The organism is Bacillus sp. GbtcB14 (assembly GCF_019091205.1).
In the GTDB taxonomy this organism is placed as follows: Bacteria; Bacillota; Bacilli; order Bacillales; family Bacillaceae_G; genus Bacillus_A; species Bacillus_A cereus_AG.
The window spans coordinates 259,927-280,933 of sequence record NZ_JAGXJT010000005.1 but is presented as its reverse complement, the minus strand read 5'-3'; the positions used below and the strand labels follow the sequence as shown (position 1 = coordinate 280,933).

The following is a 21,007-nucleotide window of genomic DNA, read 5'->3' as shown; positions in this document are numbered from 1 at the left end:
CGAATGCCTTTCTTATTTTAATACATACACCCACTCGATTGTATCTCCTGGTTTAACTGTTACTACACCTGCACTATGGTTTGGAAACGCACCGTTCACACGATATTTCCATCCACTAGTAGCTGTAATATCTTTTTCATATAAATCATTAATCCCTTTTACATAAATATCGCCTTTAGATCCATTCGCATCCACATCTAATCCTGTACGCTGCAATACTTTATAAACTGTATCGCCTTCTTGTACATCAACCTTTTTCGCACCTAATAAGTATCCTTTATCACCTTTTACTGAGATAGTGACTTGTTTTGCTTTAGGTTCTGGTGGTACTGGTGGTACTGGTGGTACTGGCTTTGGTGGTGGTACCGGTGTTGGCGGAGTTGGTACACTATTGTTCTCTTCTGGATTTTTCTTTTGCTCCTGCTTCGGTGTTTCTTTCGGCTGATTCACAACCTTCGCTTCTTCTTTTACTTCCTGCGCTTTCGGTTGTTGCTTTTCTTCTTGTGCTTTTTGTTGTTCTTGTTGCTTAGTAGCAGGCTGTTCCTGAAGTTTTTCTTCCTTCTTTACTTCCGGTTGTGCCTGAGGTTTTTCTTCTTTCGGCTTCTCTTCTACTTTTTGTTCTTGTTTCTCTTTCTGCTCATCTTGCTTATTTTGCTCTTGTTCAGCTTGTTTTTCCTCCGGTTTTTCTTCCGGCTTCGCTTCATCTTTTTTCTCTTCTTGTTTTGCTACCTCTTCTTGCTTTGGTTCTACTTTCTTCTCAGGCTTTACAGCTGCCTCTTCACATCCGGCAAGTAGCCCAAGTGAAAGCATTAAAGAAATAAACCACTTCATCTTACTCATGTTGTCTCTCACCTTTCATAAGAAAATTAGGAGCAAATGATTGCTCCTAATTTTTGTTAAGCTGCTTTACGTCTCCATAATACATATGCAGAAGCAATACATAATACACCCATACCTACTTCTGTAGCTGCACTATGAGAAGATGCTCCTGTTTTTGGTAACATGCTACCGTTTCCAGATTTTTTATTTTTAACCGGTTCATTATCGACAACAACTTTTAGAGTGTCATCTTTCGTTTCTTGTTGTACTTGTTTTTGTTCTTGTGGTTGTTCAGTAACTTCTTTTTCTACTACAACATTTTCTGAATCCACATTTGGTTTCTTATCGATTTCAGGAACAGATACATTTGACCAGTCATAAATCGATTTTCCAGGCTCTTTAAACTGAAGTAAAGCTAATAACGCTTGCTCTGTTGCCATTCCGCTACCGTTTTGATCACTTGGTAACCATTTGAATTCACCATTTGGAAGTTGATATGACAATAGATTTTGCACTGCCTTATGTAGACGATTTTGATCTACATCTTTCACAAGTGATAATCCAATAATTGCTTGCGCAGCACTATTAGAATTTTCTTGTCCATCAGCAGAGAAACCACCATTTTCTAGTTGTTCATTATATAAGTATGCAACAGCCTTTTGTACAGCTGGTTTCACATCTTCTCGGTCTTGATAAGGAGCTAACGCTGATAAAACCATTCCTGTTACATCAACGCTACTAGCACTATCTTTACTGCTTGTACTATCGTAAGTCCAGCCGCCATCTGTATGCTGTGCGTTTAAAAGGGCATCTACTAAAGCAACTCGATTCCATTTTGAATTCACTGGAACTTCATATTTCTTCGTATCAAATGCAAGTAAGGCAAATGTATAACCTGTAACAGAATTCACTTTATCTGATTCGTACAATTTTTGAACTAAATTATGTTCACCTACCTTTGTAGGGTCTGCATGCATTGCATTCATCATAATAATCGTTCTAGCTAAATCTGTCGCTGAAAAACGATTAACACGCTTTTCTACTTTTTCAGTTACTGACTTAACATAATTTAATGTCGCTTCAATTGGTATATTCTTTCCAGAACGAGAAAGACCTAATGCTACCCAATCACTTTCAATTCCATCTTGTAACATCTTTTCAGATGTCTTAGAGATTGCTTCATTTACTTGTGCTGCTGGAACTTGAATGTTCTCTTGCTTTGGTTGTTCTGGCTTTTCTTGTTTTGGATCATCCGTCTTTGGTTCTTCTGGCTTTTCTTGTTTTGGATCATCCGTCTTTGGTTCTTCTGGTTTTTCTTGTTTTGAATCATCCGTTTTTGGTTCTTCTGGTTTTTCTTGTTTTGGATCATCTGTCTTTGGTTCTTCTACAGTTTTACAAGTACCAAATTTATCTAATGTTTGCTGTAATGTTTCCTGGCTCATATTGCCCCAGTCTGCAACAAAACGGAAGACAACAACATCTCCAGACTCTAATTTATAACTATCTGCTCCAACTTCTGCAGATTTATCATTTACATCATACAGCCAGCCGCTTGTGTCCCCAGCCATTAAGCCGTCAATGCCTTTAACATACGTTCCAAACGACATCGTCTCTGCTGTTACTTTGTCCCCCATGACTTTTTGCAGCAAACTTAAAGCTGTTTCCCCATCTGTAATCTGCTCTTCTTTCGGACACAACATAATGCCCTTTTGTGATTCACCAACAATTGCAAGTTTTGCTGTATTTCCTTCAGCAAACGTAATATGTACTGTATTCGCAAAAGAAACAAATACAAGTGTAACTGCCATTAACGACGTAAGCAGCCATTTTTTTAACATTGCCATCCCAAAATTTCCTCCCTTACTACTATTTACACAAAAAAAGGCCCTTCAAGGGCGTGCAATTGACACTCTTTTTTTGTAAGTGTCGAACAAACTGTGCAACACCTCCGACCCGCATCATTCGCGGCTATATTTGTATAGGAAAAATAATTTTGTTCATGAACGTATCATTGTGATAACATTCACTTTTCTAGGCACAACTTACTTCCATTTCAGTTATCGTAAAACGATAAACCTATACATTCTGTTAATTATAAATTTCTGTATTATTTTACTATTGACAAAGAATTTTGTCCATGCTTTATCGGATTTATTTTCTAAGAATAGTAACTTATTAACTCTTAACTATGTAAACTCTTTTTACTAATAATGACGCCATCTTCATCCACATAAACATATTCATCTGGTTTCCATTCTACTTGTCCAAATTGCAATGAAATATTCCGTTCCCCTTTTCCTTCTTTTACACTTCTATTTGGCATCGTCCCTAGTGCTAAAATACCAATATTAATATTCTTTAGTTCACTCGAATCACGAACATAACCATTTACAATAATCCCTGCCAGCTTTCTTTCCTCCGCAATAGCTGCCAAATTATCACCAAGTAACGCACAATTCGTAGATGCTCCGCCATCAACAACTAATACCGCTTCTTCTGGTAATGTTTGCAATCCCTCTTTTACTAGTACATTATCATCCTTCACTTTCACCGTTGCAATTTTCCCGTGAAATTGTTCTTTCTTCCCAAAAGACCGAAAAGACTGGCGACATATTTGTAATTCCTTTTCAAACTCATCACATAAATCCGTAGTTTTCCACATCTTTTTCCCTCTTTTCTTTTTCCTTCTATTTAACATATTCTTGGATTATTTTCGTTTCCCTGTCTATTGTTGCAATAATTTGTATGTGCAGGAAAAGCATAGAAAAACTATTGCCTTAAGAAGCCACCTTTATTATAATCTATTTCACAGATAAATTTCAGAATATTAAAAATTAACCAAGTGAAAAAGGAGGGATTTTATGCAATTACAAACTGAGACAAAAAGACAACCTAGTAAACGAAAGTTTAAAATGCCTGATGCGTACGTACTACTGTTTTTTATTGCCTTACTTTGTGCAATAGCTACTTATTTCGTTCCGGCTGGAGAGTTTAAAAGAGTTACAAATGGGACTGTTACAACGACAATACCAGGAAGTTATCATTCTGTTCCACAATCGCCTGTAGGGTTTGTTTCTTTTTTTACCGCTATTGAAAAAGGAATGACACTTGCTGCTCCTATCATATTCTTAATTTTATTTACAGGGGGTGCCATTGCCATTCTTGAAAAAACAGGTGCTCTTGACGGTTTAATCTATCATGTTATTAACAAATTTCGAAATCAGCAATTACTTTTCATTTGCATTGTCGCTGCGCTCTTTTCTATTCTCGGCACGACTGGCATTATTGTTAACTCAGTTATCGGCTTTATCCCCATCGGCATCATCGTTGCACGTACATTGAAATGGGACGCTATCGTTGGTGTAGCAATTATTTATTTAGGCACTTATGCTGGTTTTAATGCTACTATTTTATCTCCCTCACCTTTAGGCATTTCACAAAAAATCGCGGAACTCCCAATGTTTTCAGGAATTGGTTTACGTACAGCAATTTATATCTCTTTTTTACTGGCTACCATTCTATATATTAATTGGTATATAAAACGCTTAAAAAAATCGAATAAAGGAAGCATACTCGGCGATAACTGGTTTCCAAGTAATGCTCTTTCAAGCGAGAAAGAAACAGAGAAAACAGAAGTTCCTTGGACAATACGTCATAAATTAATTCTACTCGTTTCAGCTTTATCATTAATTGCATTTTTAATAGGTGCTTTTCGTCTACATTGGACGGACGCAGAAATGACTGCTACTTTTATTTTCATCGCAATTACAGCCGGAATAATAGGTGGCATGAAAGCAAACGATATCGCTTCTACTTTTCTAGCAGGCTGCCAAAATCTCATATACGGTGCTTTGATCGTCGGAATGGCTCGTTGTATTTCAGTCATTTTAGAACAAGGTAAATTACTTGATACAATCGTTAACCAACTCGCACAGTCTCTCGAAGGACATAGCCCTGTATTCGGCGTTCTCGGTATGTATGTAAGTAGTGCCGCATTACATTTCCTTATTTCATCAGGGACAGGTGAATCTGTTATTTTCATTCCGATATTAGCTCCATTAGCCGATTTCATGCACATTACACGCCAAGTCACAGTACAGGCTGTTATGCTCGGCGAAGGTGTAGTGAACTGCCTCAATCCAACTTCTGGTGTTTTAATGGGCGTTCTCGCAGCGAGCGGCATTTCTTATGGAAAATGGATTCGATTCATGGCACCCCTTGCATTCATTTGGTTTATCATTGGACTTATTTTTCTTATTGTTGGTGTGAATATTGAATGGGGACCGTATTAAAAGACTCATATTATACTTAACTTAATAAAATATCTATTCTATTATCCAATCCTATAAAAATCATTTATTCTAGTATAGATATAAACAGGGATTGATCATAGTAATCAATCCCTTCTCTCAAAGTAAAATACCTTTAAGTATTTTACTTCCAAATTTTATTTACCCATTCCGGATGATCAATGAAAGGATTACGATTATGTTGATATTTCGTAAAAATCACTTCATTACGCTTTCGCTCTAAATCATCTACAGGGTCTTGTTCATTCCATTTTAGTAAAACGGATAGTTTGCCCATGTATGGATCTTTATTGTTATTCACCTTTTCATTTAATTCTAAGTCTATTTCGCCGCTGTCTCCTTCATAACGAACAGCCATGTAAAATAGCATTCTAGCGATATCTCCTTTTACACTATCACGAGGTTCCCAAGAATCACTATCGTATTTACATTCTGTCGCTTCCGAATGATTCACACCACCATTATCAAAATCCAGATTTCCACGTGAGCTATTTACAGATACATCCGTCGCTCTTAAATGATGCAAATCTGTTCCAGCTCCTGCAGTCGTTCCAAAATCACCGTGAGATTTTGCCCAAACATGCTCTCGGTTCCAATTATCAACTCCTGAACCATTCGTAAGTTTCCCTTGCGAACGCCCAGTATATAAGAGTAGCACATTGTTTTTATTATTTGGATCTTCATCAGTATCTCTTAGTGCTTCCCAAACCGCACTGTATGATAACTTTGTATGATCATCAATAATATTATGAAGTTCCTTCTTTAATTCTAAACCCGTTTTTCCTATTGCATTATTATAATATGTATCGTCATAGCTTTTTACAGTAATCTCTTGTGGTGATGCAGAAGCTACTTCACCGTGTATGATATCGGTGAATGTTAGAGATGCAGTACTTAAAATAAAAAATGAAGATAGTGTAACCATAGCAAGCTTTGTATTTCGAAACTTCATATACCCATTTCCCCTTTAAAATATAATTTGAAGCTATTAACTAAAACGTGCTTTCTAGCCCCCGAAACCTTTTAGAAAGCCATCCCCATCCTCTTCTTTTTATTTAATACAAAACTCTATTGAGTCTGTATTATTTCCACACTTTGGTTTATCTACTTTTCAAGCAATTTCACTTTTCACAAGGAATATCCTTCTCTAGTAAAGATTATTAAAATATTCCTTACAATTAAAAAGTAGTTTAATGTTAACTTATAAACTCCCATTTATTTATGCAATAATGCATATTTGATAAATACTTCAAAAAACATTTTGAACAAAAAGCATTCAAAGAAAACCATGCAACAAAAAAGATAGAGTTTAGGACAGAAATAATAAAAATCAAGATGATAGCTCGACTTTTTCTTTTTTCCATAACTGTCTTTATTTTTGTGTAAAGCCCTTCTTCCTCTGAAGAATAAGTATAAAAATAGATTGGATACCATATAGGCACCAATCTATTTTAATTAAAGAAACTGTGTTAATTCTGAATTCACAACACGTTGTGCAGTAATGATAACACTTTCAGCTGTTAGTCCATAAACACTATATAGTCCACCAGGTTGATTAGGAACAATTTGAACTTCATATTCAAATGCTTGTCCAAAAGCAGGATGAACTAAACTTAGAGTTTCAAAAGTAGAAGCATTAGAATTCACATTGAAGTTTACCTGTTCAATTAATACTAATGAACCGTCAAGTCTAAAAACTCTAGCTACTCCAGTAAGTGGGCCCGCAGTACGGTTAAGGATCTTCACCCTAACTCTATTTGCATTAGCAGGTTGATTTCCTACGTTTTCAATTGGTCCTGTAGTAAGAGCCATATAACATCACCTCCATTATATTATTATGATATTCAACGATGCATATTGATGTTATAGTTGAATTACCCAATTTATTTTAAATAAAAAAGCTTGTTTCTTATATTTTTTATAAGAAACAAGCTTTTCTTTTTCAACTACCATTCCTAAGATAAATCTACCCGTCTCAGAAACTATTAGGATTTCTTGACGTTTATGTTGGAATAGAACTACTACTTATTTTGCATAGAACCTATATATTTTTTAACTACTTCATATACATATTCTTGATTCGCCGCCGCTGTATTTGGGTTGTATTTTCCGCCGTTTGTTTTATTGTTAGATAATACTCGTATCCCTAAAAATGGTACGTCATACGCTTTTGCGATTTGCGCTGCTGCAGCGCCTTCCATTTCTTCTACAGATGTACCGTATTTTGTATGGAACCATTTCATTCTATCAACTTCATTATTCCAAACATCTGCTGAACCAATCGTACCTTCAACTACTTTACCCTTTGTATATGTGTCTTTTACCGCATTCGCTGCTGCAAGTAAATCCTTATCTCCTTCGTAGTATCGGATTTTCTCAGCATTTGGATCTTCTCCTGCACTTCCTTCAGAAGCCATTAAATCCATAGATATCCATTTTGTCGGCTCAATTCCTTGATTCTCATCCATATTTGTTGTTTTTAATGAACCTATATTTGCAACTTGTTTTCCTAAAACAATATCAAATACATGTAAATTTGGATCATGTCCACCTGATGTTCCTTGGTTAATAATCGCCTGAGGCTTATATTTTTCAATAGCTACTGCTGTAGCGGCTGCTGTATTTTCCATTCCTTTACCTGTTTTCGCTACGATTACAGGATAATTGTCGACAGTTCCTTTATAAAATACGAAAGTTCCAGACTTTTCTTCTTTCACATTTTTTAGCCTTTTCGCAAACTTTTCAGCTTCTATCGGCATTGGCCCTTGAATTAAAATAGGTTGTTGATTACTTTTTGCTTCTACTACTTGTTTTGGACTCCCATTACATCCCGCAAGTATTGAGAATGACAATGTAATAGTAGTTGCTAGGGCAGCGCATTTTTTCGACATATTGTTCTTCATAAATAATCTCTCCTCTTTCTCTTGTTGTTTTCTATACTCGATGCTTTTGCTCCAAACAAAAAAGTTCTAGAAATTGTAGAAGAATCTCTACTTTCTAGAACTACGGTAGTCAAAGTTAATTAAGCATAAGGTAAAACAAATGCAAAATTATAGATCGATAGCGCTCATTGAACAGCACAACCGAATACTTTAACCCGTAGTCCAGTTCTTTCATTGGGAACTAGGTAGAGACGCTCGGACCATATTACCGAGTATATACGAGTGATGATATTTTAAATTATTGTATGGATAATATAACAAACTATTAGTATACGCGCAATAAAAACATGAACATTTTTTATAAAATAATTAAAAATGTTCGTTTTCACCCCTAACAATAACCCGAAACACTTGTTAACAAATACATAATTGCGAAAAAAACCAAAAAAGCCTATATACTAAACTAACCTAAAACGGCCAATATTTTACAGACAATTACTCTTCCTTCAAACTTCATTTCAAATTTCTATATAACTATTAAAAAACTGAAACACAAAACAGGCAATGGAGAAAATGCTGTCCATTGCCTGGGAATAAATGAAATATGTGATGTATGACTTACTTCTTAACTATTTAATTTTTATCTTTCGTATAGACGATGTAGCTAGGCTCATTATAAACCCACTCATCTGTGCCAATTCTTAGCCAACCATTCTTTTCTTCGTATACAGTAGCTTTTTCACCTTTGCTTGCTTTTCTAACAACAGAGTAGCTAGATCCTGCTCCGCTGCGAACATTTACCCCAATACCATTTATTTCAACCGTACCAATTCCTTTTTGAACATTCCCAGTTTCAATAACTTGAAGCATGTTTAAAATGAATGCTGCAGTTTCACCACGAGTTGTTGTTCCTTTAGGGACATACAAGTTATCTCCCATACCTGTTACAATACCTAAGCCGTATAATCTTTGTACAGCTTCTTTATAGATAATTTGATCTTTATCTGCAAATGGCAAGTTTACCAATGGTCCATTTATTCCTTTATACTGTAAAGCTTTATTTACAATGACCGCTGCTTCTTCTCTTGTAATAGGTGTGTTAGGATCAAAATTACCGTCTCCTCTACCAGAAATGATGCCTGCACTTGCAGTACGTTTAATACCATCTCGTAAAGTTGAATTTACATCATTTAAATCTTTAAACGTCGCATCTCCAGCTGGAAGACTTAAAGAATTCGAGATTAATTGCGCAAACTCAGCTCTTGTTACAGATCTATTAGGCGCAAAAATGCCGTTTCCTTCTCCTACCATAATACCTCTTCTGTTCAAATCACGAATAGCCGATTCATACCAACCTCCCGTTATATCGTCTGTCGGTTGATAAAATTTATTATAATATCCTTCAACGCCATTTACGAATGGTACCCATTGTCCACTATTAATCATCATATCGGGACAGTTTTTACCACTCCATTTTTGATGTTTTACGATGTTGTTTAATGGTACACCCGTTTCTTTCATTAAATAAGCTGCAAGTTTCTTAGCGTTATCGACTGCCTTATTGTAGTCACCATCACTATTAACTGCAATTTCAATTGCAATAGATTCTCTATTACCTGACCCATCACCATCTCCTGCGTGCCATCCGTTCTCGTTTAATGGTAAGTGTTGATAAATTTCTTTATCATCTACTGTAAAGTGCCATGATGCAGCTCGGTCTGTTTCCCCTACTGCTTGGTTATATAAGTATTGAGCATGGCTTTTAGCTCCTGCTCCTACGCTTTTATTATCAGTCTCATGAATTGTAATATACTTTGGAATCATATGATTTTGAGGGCGAATATTATCGTTACCTGCTGGAACAATCCATTCCGTAAATGGAACCCCGTTTATCGTACTAGAAACTGTAGGTGCTGAAAAAGCAAGACTACGCTTTGTTCTATTTGAATTGTGAGGAACCGTTAATGTACCCGTTTCTTCATAAATACCTTCTGAACTTTGAAGACTGTCCACTTTCTTATTATTGACAGTACCTCCACCACGTCCATCTACCCCTTCAAAACTTTCTTCAATACTTTTTAAAACTTGTTCTTCTGATACTTGAAGTGGATCTGTCCCGCTTTGTTCCTGAATACTTATAGATTGATGGTTATTTACAGATGGCTGTTCTTCTGCAAATGATACCATCGATGAGGATAATACCGTTAGTCCTGCTGTTAATGCTACTACTTTTTTATTCAATCTAATACTCATGTTTAATTTAGTATATCTCGCTATTTTAATAGATATACCTTCCTCCTCACACTTCTTCTAATGTACATCCTAATAGTTACATAACACCTTCATTTTTTCATTACATATAATCAATCGAAATCTATACATTCTCCCAGATAAATCAATATGTAAGAACATTTCAAACAATTATTAAAGAAAATGATAGAAACTATACATGACATTTTACTTCATATGTCGTTCTTTTTCTATGAAATTCACATTTTTTTAATCTTTATTATAAATAAAAAGAGAAATTTCTTATGATAGGTTCTTTAAAGAATCATTGTGATGAGGGTGTATCGGCTTCTGTAATAGAGTTAGTTGAACAATGCTGCTTCTTTCGTGGAATTGAAGCGACAATTACAAAAAAGCCCGATTGGTGTAGGATTCATAGGTACCCACACTAATCGGACTTTTACAGGTAGTTACTCTCTCTTCCAACTTCCTCATATTGCGAGATAAAATGTGCATCCATCCAATTCACAACTATTTCTTCCAGCTCTGGATGAAGTGGCTTTCCGGCCCCTGCTTCATAATTCTTTTTAAACTCTAACGCTTTAAACTCACCTTCAAAAACTTTCAAAATATGATCCATATTTTTTATGACATGTACTTCAGAACCACCTTTCACATAATCACCAATTCGCTTCGCTTTTTCAGGATTCGCCTGAAAGTCTTTATCACCAGCAATTGCTAGTACTGGACATGTTACTTGTTGTAAGTCCTTATAAATGTCATGCTCAAAATGCTCCCTAAACCATTTTGCGTTCATCGGTTTAAAACCAACTTTAATCGTATCTTTTTCTGTATTCATCATTTTCTCTTTTATTTTTTCCATCTGCTTTTCTCCACGTTTCTCTACATTGAGAAGACGCATTAGCTTGCCTTTTATTCCTTTTTGCTCTTTTAACTCTTTATAAGCAATCTCTCGTTGTCTTTTCAAAGCTTCTTCTAACGATTCCGCAGCTCCTGTAAGAAGTATGAGTCCATTAACGGGCGTTCTTGCGTTTACTACAGTCGCTAACATACACCCTTCACTATGACCAGCTAAAATGATATTTTCCGAATCTACAAATGGCTGTTCTTTTAGATACGTAATAACAGCTTCTATATCGGATACTAAATCCCACATTCCAGTCTTCTGAAATTCCCCATCACTCTTTCCGACACCACGTTTATCAAAACGTAATGTAACTCCTCCGAGGTTTGCGATCAAATGTGCCAAGTCTTTATACATATTCCCTTTCATATTCATTGGTACTATTGTTCCGTCACGATCAACTTCGCCAGATCCAGCGATAATTACAACAGCAGCGTACTTTCCATCTTTTTTCGGCTTTGTAATCGTACCACGCAAAGTTATTTCACTTTTTATCGCTACTTCATATTCATCACAGGTCATCATTTTGCCCTCCCTCTATTCTTTTATACCCAATTTAAATTTCAAACTCGCTATCATATTTTTATACTCTAGTAAATCTTTCATCGATGCGAAAATCGGGTTCTCTGCAATACCTTGTAGCATGCTCCGCTTTATAATTTCTTCATTTCTAATTGTTTTAGCACCGAGCGGAAATTCTGCAAACCATCCATCAATCGCATCAAAATAGGAATCTCCGTGTAAATGCAGACTATTTACTGTGAAGCTAACCGCACAAACCGCTACATATTTCCGTAGCATTTCTAATGCACTTTCAAAATTTTCTTGCATACAATACACTTGCGCAGCAGCATAGTAAACTTTTAAAGTCATATTTGGATGTAGTTTTTCTATTTCATACATGTCTATTAACATGAAAGCCCTATTTAAGATTATCCCTACCTTTTCAGCGTTTGAAGCATTTACTACTACATAACTCGGTATTGTCCCAACGAGCTGTATTAAATGTTGGTACATACTAATTTGCATCATTTCATTCGCCTTTTCAGCATTTCGAAGCATTTGATACGCTTGTGCGATTAAATCCTCTTCTGGAAAGTTAGGACGTATCGTTTCGCCAAGTAATTGAAGTACCTCATTTGGTCTATTGAGTATAAGATAGCAAGTTGCTTGAAACGATACCGCCTCTTTCACAAGAGAAACATCATCACTTTCTTCCTGCACCCTGCTAAAAAGAGACGTTGCTTCTTCTAACATTTCAATTCTTCTATCCGTATCCTCAGTTAACATATGGTGGTTAACAAAAAGTAGTCCCATTTGAAGTAATAATGGAAAACAAGAATAATATTTTTTGATTATTTCTCTGCACTCTATTATTACTTCATCAAACGGTTCTTCACTAAAAGCTGCCGCTAGTCGATGATATAAATTTTTAATATCTTCCTGTTCCATTTGCGGTGTATAACATATTAGTTCATCAATACTTATGTTAAAGTACGATGCTAATAGTGGTAAAAATGTAATATCCGGATAACTCTGCCCCGTCTCCCATTTGGAAACAGATGCCTTCGTAATACCGATATACGCCGCTAACTCTTCCTGCGTAATTCCCTTTTCTTTTCTCTTATCCGCAATGATTTTATGAATATAAATCTCTCTCACTGTATCACCTCATACTTTTATTATATGTTCTTTATTCCACATAAAATATAGATTTAGAGTCGACTTTCGTTAACAAAATCAACTGTTAGGAAACCTCTCTCTAAATTCAAAGGCAGGAACATATTTCATATGTTCCTGCCTTTTTATTGTGGGGTACCGATACGTGGTCATCTAGCTAAGATTTTGAAGTGCTGCAAAATCAAAAAATTCATCTCAATACAGTTTTTTATGAGAATCCAGTGAACAGCTTATTTGCATAATTTTCGATATAGGAAGTTATCAAAGCTATTCAATTAAACCAACTATATCAAGAAAAATTATAGTAGTTATTATCGCGATAACTGCTATAAGAAATTTAAATCTAAATTTAATCTTAATACCTAGCTTCTCTGGAATAAAATATATTCCCAAGCCCATACTAATACGTCCTATTAATAAATATAATTGAAATAAAAATTCGTTATTTATTTTTCCCTTAATATATACTTTACTGCAATCAAACAATAGGAAATATATTAAAACAATAATTAAGTAAAGAATAAATAATTTCACATAGTTTCTCATTTTAGTTTTTTTCAAAATACTTTATACTCCTTTTAGATGCTCAATCAATTTATAAATTTTAATCTATTATTTCTCCCTTTATCGATGCCCCAAATTGTTTAAACATGTGATTCCCCCTTATTATCAAGACGTTCTCAATTATAATAGATTCGTGTAAGTAGTAAAGAGTTCCTCTTGTATATTCTATACACATCTAATTGACATAACGTCTCTCTGAAATGAAAGGCAGGAACATATTTGATATGTTCCTGCCTTTTTGTTGTGGGGTACCGATACATAGCCATCTAGCTAAGATTTTGAAGTGCTGTAAAATCAAAAATTTCATCTCACCACAGTTTTCTATGAGAATCCAGTGATTAGCTTATTTACATCATTTTCGAAAGTGGAAGTTAAAAGTTTTTAGTTTCTTGCGCAATTAAAGCAATACATTAATCTAGAAATTTAAGTGATTCCAATTTTCCAATTATCATTGACTTATATTTGATAGCTTCATACTGTGAATTATCAATTTTTGTCTTTTTTATATTTAACATATCAAATATTTCTCTTTCAATATCTCTTCTTGCTTCTAAAACTTTAATTGTTCCGTCTAAACCGTGATAGCCTTTCATCTTCCCATACCCTTGATTTGTATAATACTCAATAAATCCAGAAGACCATTCTTTTGCTCTTTCATTAAATACCTTTCTGAATGAGAAGTCCAAATCATCTTGTTCTATATAAAACAATACTGGATTTAATTTCTCTATAATTTTCTCTAATGCATTAATATAACTTATAACTTTCTCTTTTTTTGCACCATATTTAACCATCCCGATTGTTAATGGATTTTGTATGAAGCAACATTCAAAAATATAAATTTTATTTTCGTTGTTGGCTATTTCAACAAAATCCCTCCATTTTTCAGTTATTAATTCAATATTCCTCTCTAGCGGTAATTCATATATATCATTTTTGAAAATGGTATTTAATAAATTTTCAGGAAAATTAGAGCTGTATTCATTTTTAATTTTTTTATATGGCAATAAATAATTGTTTTCTCGCTTCGTGACTCTATCACTAATTACTTCCTTAAAATTACCACTATTCACTAACAAACTTTCGAATTCACTTTTATCAAAACAAGATACCCCATCATAATCAGCAGGGTGGTCTGGATTCCCTTCAAGAAATAACTCAGCGTCAATATTTTTTTCAATTAGAATATCGTAAAGCAAGCTTGCAGTGGTGGATTTCCCAAAGCCAGGAAGCCCTTCTACTATGATTAATTTCGTATTCAAAAAATCTACACCTTTCTAAGACAAAACGGACTAATTATCCTAAAATCTTTATCTAAACTTAATAAAACTAGAACTTCTTTTCCTATATATCGTTATTTCGTTATTTCGTTATTTCGTTATTTCACCAAACTGCGCTCTCGTCACTTTCGCTAAGTCATCCACTTTCAGCTCAATTTGCACGCCAATTTTCCCGCCGCTTACTATAATCGTTTCAAGAGATTGAGCACTATCATCAATGCATGTTGAAAATAACTTCTTCATCCCTACTGGTGAACAACCACCGCGAATGTATCCTGACACTTTCGTAATATCTTTAACAGGAATCATTTCAATCTTCTTTTCACTTACTGCTTTTGCAGCAGCTTTTAAATTTAGCTCTTCATCTACCGGGATGATAAACACGTGATAATTTTTACTATTCCCTTGAGCGATTAACGTTTTATATACTTCTCTCACTTCACGTCCAATTTTCTCAGCTACTGATACACCATCAATTTTTCCGTCTTCCGGATCATATGACATCATCGAATATTCGATCTTTTCTTTATCTAATATTCGCATCGCATTCGTTTTATCTTTTTTCATAGCGCTCTCCTTAAAAGGTTATTTCATATTATTAAGTTTTATTATACACTCTTTTCCATTTCTCCTACATAACTTCACGTATATTTCAAAACTAAAAATATTGATAATTCAAAAATCATCTGATATAATTTGGAAAAACTTATGTTAAGGAGAGATTTGTCATGCGAAATGTTAATACTTCTTTCCAACTTCATCATCATACGTAACGCCGTGTATCCGAAGAAAAATTTTTCTTCGTGGGTACAGGGCTTTTCCTGTTGACCCACGAAGCGTTCATAAAGCTATGTGGGTATTTTTATACCTGCATAGCTTTTTTTAATTTAAAAAGGAGTGATTACAATGGAAATGAAAAATGTAAAAGGAACGAAAGACTATTTACCAGAGGAACAAGTGTTGCGAAATAAAATTAAAAGAACTTGTGAAGACACGTTTGAACGATACGGATGTAAACCGTTAGAAACACCAACGTTAAATATGTATGAGCTTATGTCTTACAAGTACGGCGGTGGTGATGAAATATTAAAAGAAATATATACGCTTCAGGATCAAGGAAAACGCGACCTTGCCTTACGATATGATTTAACAATTCCATTCGCAAAAGTCGTAGCAATGAATCCGAACATCCGCCTTCCTTTTAAGCGGTATGAAATTGGAAAAGTCTTTCGAGATGGACCAATTAAACAAGGAAGATTTCGTGAGTTCATTCAATGTGACGTTGATATAGTCGGTGTAGAATCAGTCATGGCAGAAGCGGAACTTATGAGCATGGCGTTTGAGCTGTTCCAAACATTAAACTTAGAGATAACGATCCAATATAATAACCGAAAATTGTTAAATGGTATTCTTCAGGCCATTAACATCCCTACTGAATTAACAAGTGACGTCATTTTATCATTAGACAAAATCGAAAAGATTGGGATTAATGGTGTACGAAAAGATGTGTTAGAGCGCGGAATTTCTGAAGAAATGGCTGATACGATATGTAATACCGTTTTATCTTGTCTAGAGCTTACAATTGCTGACTTTAAAGACGCTTTCAATACTCCACTCGTTGCTGATGGAGTAAACGAATTACAACAATTACAGCAATATTTAATCGCCCTTGGAATAAGTGAGAATGCTATATTCAATCCATTTTTAGCGCGAGGACTTACAATGTACACAGGCACCGTATATGAAATCTTTCTAAAAGACGGCTCAATTACATCCAGCATTGGTAGCGGCGGTCGATACGATAATATTATTGGGGCATTCCGTGGTGATAATATAAGCTATCCAACAGTCGGTATTTCATTCGGTTTAGACGTTATTTATACAGCACTATCGCAGAAAGAAACGATATCATCTACAGCGGATGTATTTATCATCCCACTCGGGACAGAATTACAATGCTTACAAATTGCCCAGCAATTACGTGCTACCACTTCCTTAAAAGTCGAACTCGAACTAGCAGGCCGCAAATTAAAGCGTGCCCTTAATTATGCTAATAAAGAGAATATCCCTTATGTGCTTATTATTGGGGAAGAAGAACTTAGTACAGAAACCGTTATGCTGCGGAATATGAAGGAAGGTAGTGAAGTGAAGGTTCCCCTTTCTTCTTTAAATAGTTATTTATAATACGAACCACCCTCGTTTGGGTGGTTTTTCTATTTTAAAGATAAGAAAACAATTGGTTTACATAAAATAATTATATTCTACTAAAAACCACAAGTATTTAATATCCAATCATCTATTATTTTTGGTAATATATAGATACGAATGATTTTAGGAGGATTTACTTTGAAAACTTACATACAAGCACTAAAGTGGACCACAGGGATCTATCATCTTTTCTTACTTCCTTGTTATTATTTATTTCCAAGTCTTGTTAACCTAAATGGGATACCTTTACTACTATTGGTTGTTTTACATATCACTACTATTTTATTAGCTAAAAAAGCAGGCATGAATACGTACGCTCATTATATAGGTATTATCGTTACTCTATTTGCCTTCTTTCCTTATATAGAAATCGTTCTACATATGATAGCAGCCGTTTTCCTTTTATTAGATGCTATTTCCACTACTAAAAAGAAAGTTTTTGATTCATAGCAAAATCAATAGCACATCCCAAGAATAGATTCACATGCATTTTAATGACAACCAAAATTTTAGAAAGTAAAAAATAAAAGGTGTCTTCACCTATGGAACCACCTTTTATTTCTACAACTCTTAACTATTATTTTTCGTATTCCTACTCTCCAAAACTTTCTCCATATTATGAGTTGCCCATTCCATCATTAATAGAATCATTGGACGAAGTGATTCACCAAGCTCGGTTAACGAATATTCTACTTTTGGAGGCACTTCACGGTACACTTCACGATGTATGATACCATCTGCTTCGAGTTCTCTAAGCTGCAGTGTTAACATTCTTTGTGTGATATTAGGTTTTAATCTTTTTAATTCATTAAACCTCTTTGTACCATCTAATAAATGATACAAAATAACCCCTTTCCATTTTCCTCCAATCACCTCGACCATCGCTTCGACTGGACAAGAATATTTATTTAAAAATGGGTAATTTATATTATTTTCTTTTGAACAATCCATAAGAAATCCCTTCCCTTATCAATAGTATCTTTTTTGATACTATACCACATAAATGTGCGTACTTGTGTCTATGTTACTTTAAAAATATAATTTACTTACAAAATAAACAAATGAAAAGAGGATTTCTTATGACAAATACAAACCAAATGACAAAAGAAAAAATTATGGAGGCTTTTCATTTCAGACATGCATGTAAAGCGTTCGATCCTATGCACAAAATTTCAGAAGAGGATTTTACATTTATTTTAGAAACAGGCAGATTGTCTCCTTCTTCTTTTGGATATGAACCTTGGAAATTTCTTGTCGTACAAAATAAAGAATTAAGAGAAAAACTACAACCGTATTCATGGGGCGCTGGTGGGCAACTTGCAACAGCTAGTCACTTTGTCATTGTTCTTTCAAGAAATATTAAAGATATGCATTATGATGCAGAGTATATTAAATATATGATGAACGATATTATTGGATTACCTGAAGACACTCAGAAAATTAGATATGAATTCTTCAAAAAGTTCCAGGAATCAGATTTTAACTTGTTACAATCCGATCGTGCTGTATTTGATTGGGCATCTAAGCAATCTTATATCGCTTTAGGTAATATGATGACGAGTGCAGCTCAAATTGGCATTGACTCTTGTCCAATAGAAGGATTTGATAAAGAGAAAGTAGATTCTTTACTTCGTCAAGAAGGCATTATACAGGGCGATAATCTTGAAGTATCTGTTATGGTTGCCTTTGGTTACCGTAAAGAAGAGCCAAAGCGTGATAAAACAAGACAGACTACGGATACAATTGTTGAATGGATTTAGTAACATAGCACGCAAAAAATAATGCTCCTTATAGCTGGATACTCATACTAAAGAAGAATCAGTTGTTTTTCTTTAGTATGAATTTGGTTTTTCATGGAAAGATATGTTAGTATGTATACAGTTTGAGTGCTCTATTTTTAGAGTCGAACAGGAGGAGAATGAATATGTCTGATATTGAAGTTGGCGAAGTGTTTACTCTTAGTGATGAGAATAATGAGGATCAGGAAGTAGAAGTACTTGGAGCGATGGATGTCGAAGGCGCAGAATATATTGCAGTTGCCTTTGTTGAAGATATCCAAACAGAAACTGAGGAAGACATTGATATCTTCTTTTTAAAAGTAGAAGAAGATAATGAGTTTTCATACATTGAAAATGACGAAGAGTTTGACAAAGTATCTGCTGCTTTTGATAAGATTTTGGATGAGCAAGAGCAAGATTAATATGAATGAAAAACACGAGGGGGATGCATATCCGCCCTCTTTTTTATTCATCAATCACCGAAAGATCTATGCAGTAATTCCAGTACTTCTTTCATCACAAAAGGCCCATCTTTTTTCACATGCTCCGCAAATTCAGAAACGAGACGTAATGTTTTTACACTTTCAATTGGATGCTCGCCTGATGCACTTTCAGCAGAAAGCATAACTGCATTCGTTCCGTCCAGTACAGCTTGAAACACATCAGTCACCTCAGCCCTTGTTGGAATAGAATGATCTACCATTGATTGAAGCATTTGTGTCGCTGTAATAACATATGTATTCGTTCGATTACATTCCTGAATCATCATTTTCTGCAAGAGCGGAATAAATTGATACGGCAACTCTACTCCTAAATCCCCCCTTGCAATCATAATTCCGTCTGCTTCTTTACATATATCTTGAAAATTCTCGATGGCTTCCATCGTTTCTATTTTGGCAATTACATTAGGTGATGTTTCTTTGTACTGTTGTATATAATCTCGTATTTCTTTTATATGACTAGGTTTCCGTACGAAAGAACATGCGATAAAATCAATATCCTCTTCTAAAAGAAACTGAATATCTTTTTTATCTTTCTCTGTAATGGCTGGTAAACTAACGATTGCCCCAGGTAAGTTCACCCCTTTATGAGATGAGATATTACCACCTGTTTTGACCTTTGTTTCTATTTTATCCGCACTTACCGTTTCAACAATTAACTCAACTTCTCCATCATTAATTAAAATTCTACTTCCAACTTTCACATCATTCGTGATTCCTTCATAATCAACACTTGCTTCTCTATTGCTCCCTGTAACTGGTTGCGTATGTAAAATAAAAGAATTTCCCGCCTGAAGTGTAATTTGTTCTCCTTTTATTTCACCTAACCTTATTTTAGGACCTTGTACATCGCCTAAAATTTTAATAGAATCATCTAACGATTTGACTAAACGAATGATGTCTTTATGACTTTCATGCGTGCCATGTGATAAATTCAACCGTACTATTTTCATACCATTGTTTATTAACTGCGCTAACGTTTCTTTATTATTACTTGCTGGCCCAATTGTACAAACTCGATCGATTGTCATTTTTATCACCATCCTTTTTTAAATAAGTTTCCCACATAACCTTAAAAATAACAGAGATCATGAAATGAATAGATTTAAATTTACACGAACTTCATAAAGTTAAACCTGTTTCCCTTGCTGGCTAAGCATTAGAAGAGATATTCGATTTTTTACAAATGAAGAAATGTTGAATCAAAAGTAAAAGGTAAGTTAAGTATGGGACAAGTTATTGAGAATTTCAAATTTTTCATATATTGTATGAATTGAGTTCGAACTCAAAAATTTAAAAAGGTGGGAAAATTAGTGAATATGAAAAAATCTTTAGCGGTGACAACTTTAGGGTTAGCGGTTTTAGGTTTTGGTTTTACTAATAACGCAAGTGCCTCAGAGGTGGGTGCTGCAAACAAGCAGCCTATTTTAGTTGACTATGACACAGTTCAATCAACAAAAGCATCTACTGTTCCTAGTTTGGTTGTTGCAGCTGCACCTAAGAATGACTCTAACATTAGCGTGTATACTCCCTTTTTTGGTAACCCCTATGCAGTTGCTAAATCGAGATCAACTACGACCGAAGACTATATTTATGCAAAAGCAAGAACTTTCAATGGCGACGGATCATTAGTGAATACGAAAAGTAATAGTGCAAAAAACTCAACTTATGTAAGTGCTACAGCGACCAACACAAGTGTTTATTATGGAGATGGTTATGCTATTGGTAATCATACCTATAAATTGAATGGTTATAATGATGTGAATCACGAAACAAAAGCTTCCTGGTAAGAAAGAGAAAAAAGATATGCATCTTGCATATCTTTTTTCTCT

General features: G+C 34.8%; 19 protein-coding genes and 1 riboswitch. Of the genes, 6 read left to right on the top strand and 13 right to left on the bottom strand.

Annotated elements, in window-relative coordinates; all coding sequences use genetic code 11:
- Positions 1-12 precede the first annotated feature (12 nt).
- The 3 genes from KVT31_RS17005 to rraA all read right to left on the bottom strand — a co-directional run bounded on the left by KVT31_RS17005 (position 13) and on the right by rraA (position 3,481).
- Positions 13-840: a DUF4430 domain-containing protein gene (locus KVT31_RS17005; protein ID WP_217613536.1), complete on the bottom strand. Its 828-nt coding sequence runs from the start codon at positions 838-840 to the stop codon at positions 13-15.
- 56 nt (positions 841-896) lie between these two features.
- On the bottom strand, positions 897-2,663 hold the full coding sequence (locus KVT31_RS17000; protein WP_088097045.1) for a DUF4430 domain-containing protein: 1,767 nt from the start codon (positions 2,661-2,663) through the stop codon (positions 897-899).
- A 338-nt stretch (positions 2,664-3,001) separates the two neighbouring features.
- Positions 3,002-3,481, bottom strand: coding sequence for a ribonuclease E activity regulator RraA (rraA, locus tag KVT31_RS16995; RefSeq protein WP_088097046.1), 480 nt, complete (start codon positions 3,479-3,481; stop codon positions 3,002-3,004).
- A 199-nt stretch (positions 3,482-3,680) separates the two neighbouring features.
- Between rraA and KVT31_RS16990 the strand changes: the two genes are divergently transcribed.
- A complete protein-coding gene (locus KVT31_RS16990) occupies positions 3,681-5,111 on the top strand; it encodes a YfcC family protein (RefSeq protein ID WP_088097047.1) in 1,431 nt (476 codons plus the stop codon).
- 142 nt (positions 5,112-5,253) lie between these two features.
- Here the strand turns inward: KVT31_RS16990 and KVT31_RS16985 are convergent, their stop codons facing one another.
- The 8 genes from KVT31_RS16985 to ybaK form a co-directional block, all read right to left on the bottom strand.
- Positions 5,254-6,081 carry an endonuclease I family protein gene (locus KVT31_RS16985; protein ID WP_088097048.1) on the bottom strand — a complete coding sequence of 276 codons (828 nt, stop codon included), beginning with the start codon at positions 6,079-6,081 and terminating at the stop codon, positions 5,254-5,256.
- 503 nt (positions 6,082-6,584) lie between these two features.
- Positions 6,585-6,941: an ATPase gene (locus tag KVT31_RS16980; RefSeq protein WP_088097049.1), complete on the bottom strand. Its 357-nt coding sequence runs from the start codon at positions 6,939-6,941 to the stop codon at positions 6,585-6,587.
- 209 nt (positions 6,942-7,150) lie between these two features.
- Complete coding sequence (locus tag KVT31_RS16975; RefSeq protein WP_088097050.1) at positions 7,151-8,032, bottom strand: 5'-methylthioadenosine/S-adenosylhomocysteine nucleosidase; 882 nt, start codon at positions 8,030-8,032, stop codon at positions 7,151-7,153.
- Between the two features lie 177 nt (positions 8,033-8,209).
- A riboswitch (purine riboswitch) is annotated at positions 8,210-8,313 on the bottom strand.
- Between the two features lie 331 nt (positions 8,314-8,644).
- Complete coding sequence (locus KVT31_RS16970; RefSeq protein ID WP_088097051.1) at positions 8,645-10,264, bottom strand: S-layer homology domain-containing protein; 1,620 nt, start codon at positions 10,262-10,264, stop codon at positions 8,645-8,647.
- A 436-nt stretch (positions 10,265-10,700) separates the two neighbouring features.
- Positions 10,701-11,690, bottom strand: coding sequence for an alpha/beta hydrolase (locus KVT31_RS16965; RefSeq protein WP_140392503.1), 990 nt, complete (start codon positions 11,688-11,690; stop codon positions 10,701-10,703).
- Between the two features lie 12 nt (positions 11,691-11,702).
- Positions 11,703-12,827, bottom strand: coding sequence for a helix-turn-helix domain-containing protein (locus KVT31_RS16960; RefSeq protein WP_088097053.1), 1,125 nt, complete (start codon positions 12,825-12,827; stop codon positions 11,703-11,705).
- A gap of 992 nt (positions 12,828-13,819) precedes the next feature.
- Positions 13,820-14,671 (bottom strand): P-loop NTPase family protein, encoded by an 852-nt coding sequence (locus KVT31_RS16955; protein WP_087981258.1) that lies wholly within the window; start codon positions 14,669-14,671, stop codon positions 13,820-13,822.
- Between the two features lie 108 nt (positions 14,672-14,779).
- Positions 14,780-15,256, bottom strand: a complete 477-nt coding sequence (gene ybaK, locus KVT31_RS16950) for a Cys-tRNA(Pro) deacylase (RefSeq protein WP_088097055.1) — start codon at positions 15,254-15,256, stop codon at positions 14,780-14,782.
- A gap of 339 nt (positions 15,257-15,595) precedes the next feature.
- Between ybaK and KVT31_RS16945 the strand changes: the two genes are divergently transcribed.
- Entirely contained in the window at positions 15,596-16,873 is a 1,278-nt protein-coding gene (locus tag KVT31_RS16945; protein ID WP_088097056.1) for a histidine--tRNA ligase, read from the top strand.
- A 162-nt stretch (positions 16,874-17,035) separates the two neighbouring features.
- Positions 17,036-17,347, top strand: a complete 312-nt coding sequence (locus KVT31_RS16940) for a hypothetical protein (RefSeq protein WP_088097057.1) — start codon at positions 17,036-17,038, stop codon at positions 17,345-17,347.
- 120 nt (positions 17,348-17,467) lie between these two features.
- Here the strand turns inward: KVT31_RS16940 and KVT31_RS16935 are convergent, their stop codons facing one another.
- Positions 17,468-17,848, bottom strand: coding sequence for a winged helix-turn-helix transcriptional regulator (locus KVT31_RS16935; RefSeq protein WP_000340640.1), 381 nt, complete (start codon positions 17,846-17,848; stop codon positions 17,468-17,470).
- Between the two features lie 128 nt (positions 17,849-17,976).
- Here KVT31_RS16935 and KVT31_RS16930 point away from each other — a divergent pair, with 128 nt between their 5' ends.
- Positions 17,977-18,657 (top strand): NAD(P)H-dependent oxidoreductase, encoded by a 681-nt coding sequence (locus KVT31_RS16930; RefSeq protein ID WP_088097058.1) that lies wholly within the window; start codon positions 17,977-17,979, stop codon positions 18,655-18,657.
- Positions 18,658-18,815: 158 nt separating this feature from the next.
- On the top strand, positions 18,816-19,097 hold the full coding sequence (locus KVT31_RS16925; RefSeq protein WP_098267525.1) for a DUF1292 domain-containing protein: 282 nt from the start codon (positions 18,816-18,818) through the stop codon (positions 19,095-19,097).
- Between the two features lie 50 nt (positions 19,098-19,147).
- Here the strand turns inward: KVT31_RS16925 and KVT31_RS16920 are convergent, their stop codons facing one another.
- The gene (locus KVT31_RS16920; protein WP_088097059.1) at positions 19,148-20,218 is read right to left on the bottom strand and encodes a pyruvate kinase; all 1,071 of its coding nucleotides are present in this window, start codon (positions 20,216-20,218) and stop codon (positions 19,148-19,150) included.
- Positions 20,219-20,488: 270 nt separating this feature from the next.
- Between KVT31_RS16920 and KVT31_RS16915 the strand changes: the two genes are divergently transcribed.
- Positions 20,489-20,965 (top strand): XoxI protein, encoded by a 477-nt coding sequence (locus KVT31_RS16915; RefSeq protein WP_088097060.1) that lies wholly within the window; start codon positions 20,489-20,491, stop codon positions 20,963-20,965.
- The last annotated feature ends 42 nt before the right edge of the window (positions 20,966-21,007 follow it).